Origin of the sequence: Streptomyces sp. E2N166 (assembly GCF_003671715.1) — a bacterium.
GTDB lineage: Bacteria > Actinomycetota > Actinomycetes > Streptomycetales > Streptomycetaceae > Streptomyces > Streptomyces thinghirensis.
In genome coordinates this window covers 1411941-1417650 of the sequence record NZ_RAIF01000032.1, presented here as the reverse complement: position 1 = coordinate 1417650, position 5710 = coordinate 1411941, and the positions used below count along the sequence as shown (strand labels likewise).

6 protein-coding genes and 1 pseudogene are annotated in these 5710 nt (G+C 73.2%); 4 read left to right on the top strand and 3 right to left on the bottom strand.

All coding sequences use genetic code 11. The annotated features are described in order from the left end of the window. Nucleotides 1-747: pseudogene (locus tag EBH09_RS38090) on the bottom strand (hypothetical protein); the annotation flags it as partial. 7 nt (nt 748-754) lie between these two features. Further along, nucleotides 755-1732, bottom strand: a complete 978-nt coding sequence (locus EBH09_RS33310; RefSeq protein ID WP_345940967.1) for an LLM class flavin-dependent oxidoreductase — start codon at nt 1730-1732, stop codon at nt 755-757. A gap of 64 nt (nt 1733-1796) precedes the next feature. On the opposite strand from EBH09_RS33310, the gene EBH09_RS33305 reads away from it, so the two are divergent. Together EBH09_RS33305 and EBH09_RS33300 are read left to right on the top strand one after the other, a co-directional pair. Continuing rightward, complete coding sequence (locus tag EBH09_RS33305; protein ID WP_121750544.1) at nt 1797-2069, top strand: helix-turn-helix transcriptional regulator; 273 nt, start codon at nt 1797-1799, stop codon at nt 2067-2069. Between the two features lie 17 nt (nt 2070-2086). Then, on the top strand, nt 2087-2533 hold the full coding sequence (locus tag EBH09_RS33300; protein WP_121750543.1) for a hypothetical protein: 447 nt from the start codon (nt 2087-2089) through the stop codon (nt 2531-2533). A gap of 100 nt (nt 2534-2633) precedes the next feature. Here EBH09_RS33300 and EBH09_RS38085 read toward each other — a convergent pair whose 3' ends face one another. After that, nucleotides 2634-2813, bottom strand: a complete 180-nt coding sequence (locus EBH09_RS38085) for a hypothetical protein (RefSeq protein WP_202977438.1) — start codon at nt 2811-2813, stop codon at nt 2634-2636. A gap of 197 nt (nt 2814-3010) precedes the next feature. On the opposite strand from EBH09_RS38085, the gene EBH09_RS33295 reads away from it, so the two are divergent. Both EBH09_RS33295 and EBH09_RS33290 read left to right on the top strand, forming a co-directional pair. Continuing rightward, nucleotides 3011-4333 carry a pitrilysin family protein gene (locus EBH09_RS33295; RefSeq protein ID WP_193776666.1) on the top strand — a complete coding sequence of 441 codons (1323 nt, stop codon included), beginning with the start codon at nt 3011-3013 and terminating at the stop codon, nt 4331-4333. Then, entirely contained in the window at nt 4330-5658 is a 1329-nt protein-coding gene (locus tag EBH09_RS33290) for a pitrilysin family protein (RefSeq protein WP_121750541.1), read from the top strand. Before EBH09_RS33295 ends, EBH09_RS33290 begins: the two co-directional genes overlap by 4 nt. Nucleotides 5659-5710 lie beyond the last annotated feature (52 nt).

Here is a 5710-nt window from a genome sequence, read left to right as displayed (position 1 = left end):
GGCACGCAGCTCGTGCAGTTCCCCGAGGATCCAGCCGAGGTCGAGGGCCGGGTCGCCCCCGGTGACCTCCTCGCCGGTGAGCAGGGTGGCGTGGCCGCCGGCCGGGGAGGGGACCAGCCAGCCGGTGCTGGGCGCGCCGTGCAACAGGACCGCGTCCGCCCCGCCGGACGGTTCGTTCGCGGCCTCGGACCAGTCCGTCAGCCGCGCCCACAGCGAGGGGCCGAGCCGGGTGCGGGCCTGGGCGCGCAGCCGGGTGGTATCGGGGCCGGTCTCCTCCCCCAGGATCCAGGCGCGCAGCCGTCGCACGCCGAGGTGCGGCGGCCGCTCCGGGAACTCCCAGGGCTCCCGGTGCAGTCGCCGCAGTGTCCTGCCCGCGTCCGCGAGCGCGCTCACCGAGAGCCGGAAGGCGGTGTCGTCGCCGGAGGGCAGCAGCCGGGCCACCGAGACCGCGCCCGGCACGCGGTACCGCACGCCCGGCCGCGCGGCACGGTCCGGCACCGGGCCGGCGGCCCACTCCCCCAGCGCGAGCCGGGCACCGCGCCGACCTTCCGCCGCGTCACCGACGGCGGTGTCGACGCGCCGCAGTGCCGCGGCCACCGCCACGGGGGGAAGGCGCTGCGGGCGGGCGTGGGCCGGCCCGGGCGTGCGCAGCCAGCTGAATCCCGCGTCCCCGTGGTAGCGCACGGTGATCCGCAGATAGCGGGTGCCGTACTCGCGCACGGTCACGGGCTCGGCTTCCGAGGCCACGGACGGCTCAGCCACCGTGCCGCCGCCGGACCGCCTCGATGATCTCCCCGACGTCCCGGAACGCGGCGTCCCGGCCCTCGGTGAAGAGCACCCCGCCGCAGTTGAGGACCACCTCGTCCACCCCCGCGTCCCGGTACTCGTCGAGCCGGGCGGCGATGTGGTCCGCCGAACCGAACACATAGGTGCCGCTGTCCACCAGGGAGACGGCACCGGCCCTCGGATCGGCGGGATCGGCCTGTACACCGGCCCGGCGCAGCATGTCCGTGTAGTGGTCGGCGGCGAGGTGCCCGGCGGCGGCCGTGTGCGCGAGGACGTACGGGTCCCGCCCGCCGCGCTCCACCGCGACATGGACGACGGTCGCGACACGGCAGCGGCCGTCCCTGTCCTTGGCGCCTTCCTCCAGGGCGGGCAGCAGGGTGTCGGCGACGTATCCGGGCGGGGTCATCCAGGTGATGGCGACGTCCGCGACGCCGCCCGCGGTCCGGGCCATGTTGGGGCGCAGCACGCCCACGCCGACCTCCACCCCGGGGTGGTCCATGGGGATCAGCCGCCCGCGCAGCGCGTGGTAGTCACCCGCGTGGTCGACGATCTCCCCGTCGAGCAGGGAGCGGACCGTGCGCAGGTAGTCCGCGGCCATCGTGCGCGGGCTGGCGTAGGGGCGTCCGTTGAGGCTGCGTACGAACGCCGGTGCGCCGACCCCGTATCCGGCCACCACCGGCCGGCCGGTCATCAGGGCCAGGGAGCGGGCCTGGAGGGCGGCCTCGTACGGATGGCGCAGCGGCATCAGGGTCACGCCGGTGCCGACGGGGACGCGTACCCCGGCGCCTGCGAGATGGGCGAACGCCTGGTGGGTCTCGACCTTGAGCGACTGGCCCGTCCACAACCGGCGCGCGCCGGTGTCCCGCACCAGTTCGGCGTAGGGCCGCAGGGCGTCCGGGGTGTCGGGCATGTTCGGCACGAGCATGCCCGGGAGCACAGCGGTCACAGGTAAGCACACCCTTCTGTAGCGGTTTCTTGACGACCTGTTGTGTTAGTACTACATTCCTCGCATGAGCCCAGTGAGTCATCGCGAGGGAATGCCGATCTACAACCAGCTGAGAGTGCTGCGCGCGGAGCGCGGTCTCAGCAGGGTCGCGCTGGCGGAACTGGTGGAAGTGCATCCGCAGACCATCGGCGCCATCGAGCGGGGCGACTACTTCCCGAGTCTCGATCTGGCGTTCCGCTTCAGCGACGTGTTCGAGCTTCCGGTCGAAGCGATCTTCAGTCGTAAGCCCTTCGTCCCGCTCTCCGCCCAGCTGTACAAGAAGGAGGAACGCTCGTGAGTGGGGAAGGTTCTGACGTGACGACGGGCCCGGTCCGCAGCCCCATGCGCCCCGTGGCACTCTCGCTGTGCGCGCTGAGTGCCGCCATGGTCGTGCTGTCACTCGTCTCGGACGGCAACGCGTTCTCCGACTCGTGGTGGCTCGTGGGCTTCGTTCTCTGGTTGCTGCTGTGGGGCGTACTGCGTTCGATGACCCGCGGCGTGGCCGAGCGACCGGTGGCGGGACTGGACGAACGCGAGCGCGGACTGCGCGACCGGGTCTCCTTCATCGGATACCAGTGCGCGGTCGCCGCCGGCATGGCCGTCGTCCTGCTCATGGTCGTCTTCCAGAACGAGCCCGGGATGATCGAGCGGATGCCCGGGCTGCTGACCACGCTGATGCTGACGTCATCGGCGCTGCCCTCCATCATCCTGGGGTTCTCCGACACCGGCGCCGAGGACGCCGAGGCCGGTGCGGACGAGTGATCCGACCGCCGGAAACCGGCGACCCGCTATCGTGCGACAGGGCGGGTGCCCACCGATTGCGGCGGTGGGCACCCGCCCTGTTCTCAGCGGGTCACGCGGTTCAGCAGGAGTGGTCGAACGTGTTGTCGATCGACACCGCCGAGACGGCGGACGCGGCGGAGATGCACGCCTGCGACGAGGTGGTGATGGTGATGGTGGCGCCCGGGGCCTCGACCGCCGGAACGATCTCGTCGGCGGCGGCGTAGGCGGAGTAACCGCTGATGAGGGACTGGGTGTTCATGATGACTCCCATTGGGTGATAGCGGAATCGAATGGCGGCCGGATCGGCGATTTCCGCAATCGCGTTCTCCGGCCGTGACTGAACCATTTCCCGGCCGGTGCCGCGATGGCAATGGAGTTGGCCGCATGCGGACAGTGGCCGCAATCGGTCAACGTCTAGCGTTGAGTGGGCACTTGACCCGGCCTATGCTCGCCCGGATGATCCGAACTCAGCTGCGCCGCCTGGTATTGGACAATGGCCTGCGGATACTGCTGGCACCGAATCCCGTGGGTGCCTCGGTCGGCGTCGCGGTGCACTACGGCGTCGGTTTCCGGACCGAACCCGAGGGGCGCACGGGCCTCGCGCACCTCTTCGAGCACCTGGTGTTCCAAGGCGGCCGCGATGCCGCACCCGAGGGGTACCTGCCCCGGGTACAGCGCGCCGGCGGTTTCGGCGACGCCAGAACCCGCCAGGACGTGACCGTCTACTACGCCGCCGCCCCGGCCTCCGCACTGGAAATGCTGCTCGCGCTCGAAGCGGACCGAATGCGCTCACCCGGTATTTCCGAGCGGACCCTGCGCACGCAGACCGCGGTGATCGACGAGGAGATACGCCTCATGGTCCGCAATCGCCCGTACGGCGCATTCCCCTGGGTGCTGCCTCGCGTCCTGCACTCCCGGGCGGAGAACACCAGGGACGGGTACGGCGAATCCGCCGACCTGGCGGCCTTCGACGTCCCGCTGTGCGAACGGTTCTTCGCCGACCACTACGGTCCCGGCAATGCCGTGCTGACACTGACCGGTGCGTTCGACCCGGCGGCGGCGGAGCGTCTCGTGCGCGGGCACTTCGAGGACCTGCCGGCGCGTCCGCCGGTGGCCGCGCCCGACACGCACGAGACGTTGCCGGACCGGGAGCGGCGGCTGACGGTCACCGACCCGCACGCCGGTCCGCACGCCGTGGCGGTGGGCTACCGGATGCCGGACCCGGTGACCGAGCGCGCCGACTATCTCGCCCACCTGGTTCTGGCCGCACTGCTCGGGCAGGGCAGACAGGCACTGCTGCGTCGCGGGCCGGCCGCCGCGGCAAAGGTGTCGAGCCTCTCGGTGGGCTGCGGTCTGTTCGGGCTGCCGCTGGACACGACGGGGCCCGATCTGCTGACCCTGTTCGCGGTGCACGAGGGCGAGCAGGGCGCGGAGGACGTCCTGGCCTCGCTGGACGGCACGCTGGAGGCGCTGGCCAGGGACGAGGCCGAGGCCGGCCTGCTTCGGGCCACGACCGCCCGCTGGGCCGCCGGGGCGCTGCGCGAGCTCGGTACCCCGGGGACCCGGGCCCAGCTGCTCGGCCTGCGCGAAGCGCTGTTCGGCGAGGCCGAGCTGACGCTGGCGCTGCCGGAGCTGGTGCGCACCGGGGTGACCGGGGAACAGGTGAGCCGCGCGGCCGCCCGACTCGCCTCCTCGCACCGGGCGGTGGTGCGCTTCGCGCCCGCGGAGGCCGCGGCGGGGGTCACCGAACGTGCCGCGCGCGAGCAGGCGGCGGCATGACCGGGGGCGCGGTGCACAGCCCCCTTCGGGACGCCCCGGACGGGCGGCTGCCGCTGCCCGACGCCGACGTCGTCCTCGGCAACGGGCTGCGGGTGGTGGTCTGTTCGGCTCCCGTCGTCCCCCTCGTCGAGATCAGGCTCACCGTCCCGTACGCCGCGACGGAACCCGGGGAGGTGGCGCGGTGCCAACTGCTGGCCGCCGTCCTGCTGCGAGGCACCGCGCACCGGGACGCGGACGGCTACGACGCGGCACTCGCCGCGCACGGCGCCACCCTGAACGCCGCCGCGGACGCGGACAAGCTCACCGTCGCGGGGCACACCATGGCCGACACCCTCCCCGCCGTACTCGCGCTGCTGGCCGAGACCGTCCGCGCACCGAGGTTGACCCGGGACGTCGTCCTCCCCGAACGTGAGGCGCTGGCACGCCGGGTACGGCTGGCCACCCACCAGCCGGCGGCCCTCGCGCAGCACGCGCTGCTGCGGAGGCGGTACGGCGAGGAGGCCGCCGCCCGCCGGCAGCCGGCGCCCGAACAGGCCGCCGCCTGCACACCGGACGACCTGGCCGAGTTGCACGCGCGGCACCTGGGCGCCCGGGGCGCGGTTCTCGTGCTGGTCGGAGACTTGCGGCCGGAGGAAGCCGTCGCCGCGGTCACCGACACGTTCGGCGCGTGGGAGGCCGGGCCGACCGCGGGGGCGCCCGAGGTGCCGTCGTGGTTTCCCGGCGGGCCGCTGCGCGAGGTGGAACGACCGGGCGCCGTCCAGAGCGTGATCCGGCTGGCCGCCCCCGCACTGCCCCGCACGGACCCGGGCTACCCCGCCCTGCATCTGGCGCAGTTGGTCTTCGGTGGCTCCTTCGCCTCCCGGCTGGTCACGCGCCTGCGGGAGGAGAAGGGGTACGCCTACCAGCTCGGGTCGGGCGTGGAGTCGGTACCGGGCGCCTCCACGCTGATGGTCGAGGCCGACACCGCCGCCGAGCACACGGTGCCGGCCCTCGCGGTGATCAAGACCGAGCTGGAGCGCATGGCGGCCGAGCCGCCGTCGGTGCGGGAGGTCGACGCCGCCCGGAGTTACGCGGCCGGCTCCACGGCGACCGCGATGTCGTCCCCGGGCGCGCTGGCGTCCGGCCTGGCGAACCTGCTGCACGCCGGAGTCGGTTCCGACTGGCTGCACAACTGGGGGCCGCTGCTGGCGGGCGTGCCCCACGACGCGGTCGTCGAGGCGGCTCACCGGTTCTTCCGGCCCGCGCGTATCACGGGTGTGGTCGTCGCCGACGAAGCGGCGGTGGCGCCGCTGCGCCTGGACGACACCGGCGAACTCGCCTTCTGACGGCTGGAGGGGGCGGTGGCGCCGAGTGGGTCGACTCGGCGCCACCGCCCCC

Coding starts and splice junctions, on each gene's coding strand:
- EBH09_RS38085 (WP_202977438.1), bottom strand. CDS start 2,813: ATGAACACCCAGTCCCTCATCAGCGGTTACTCCGCCTACGCCGCCGCC.
- EBH09_RS33295 (WP_193776666.1), top strand. CDS start 3,011: ATGATCCGAACTCAGCTGCGCCGCCTGGTATTGGACAATGGCCTGCGG.
- EBH09_RS33290 (WP_121750541.1), top strand. CDS start 4,330: ATGACCGGGGGCGCGGTGCACAGCCCCCTTCGGGACGCCCCGGACGGG.
- EBH09_RS33305 (WP_121750544.1), top strand. CDS start 1,797: ATGAGCCCAGTGAGTCATCGCGAGGGAATGCCGATCTACAACCAGCTG.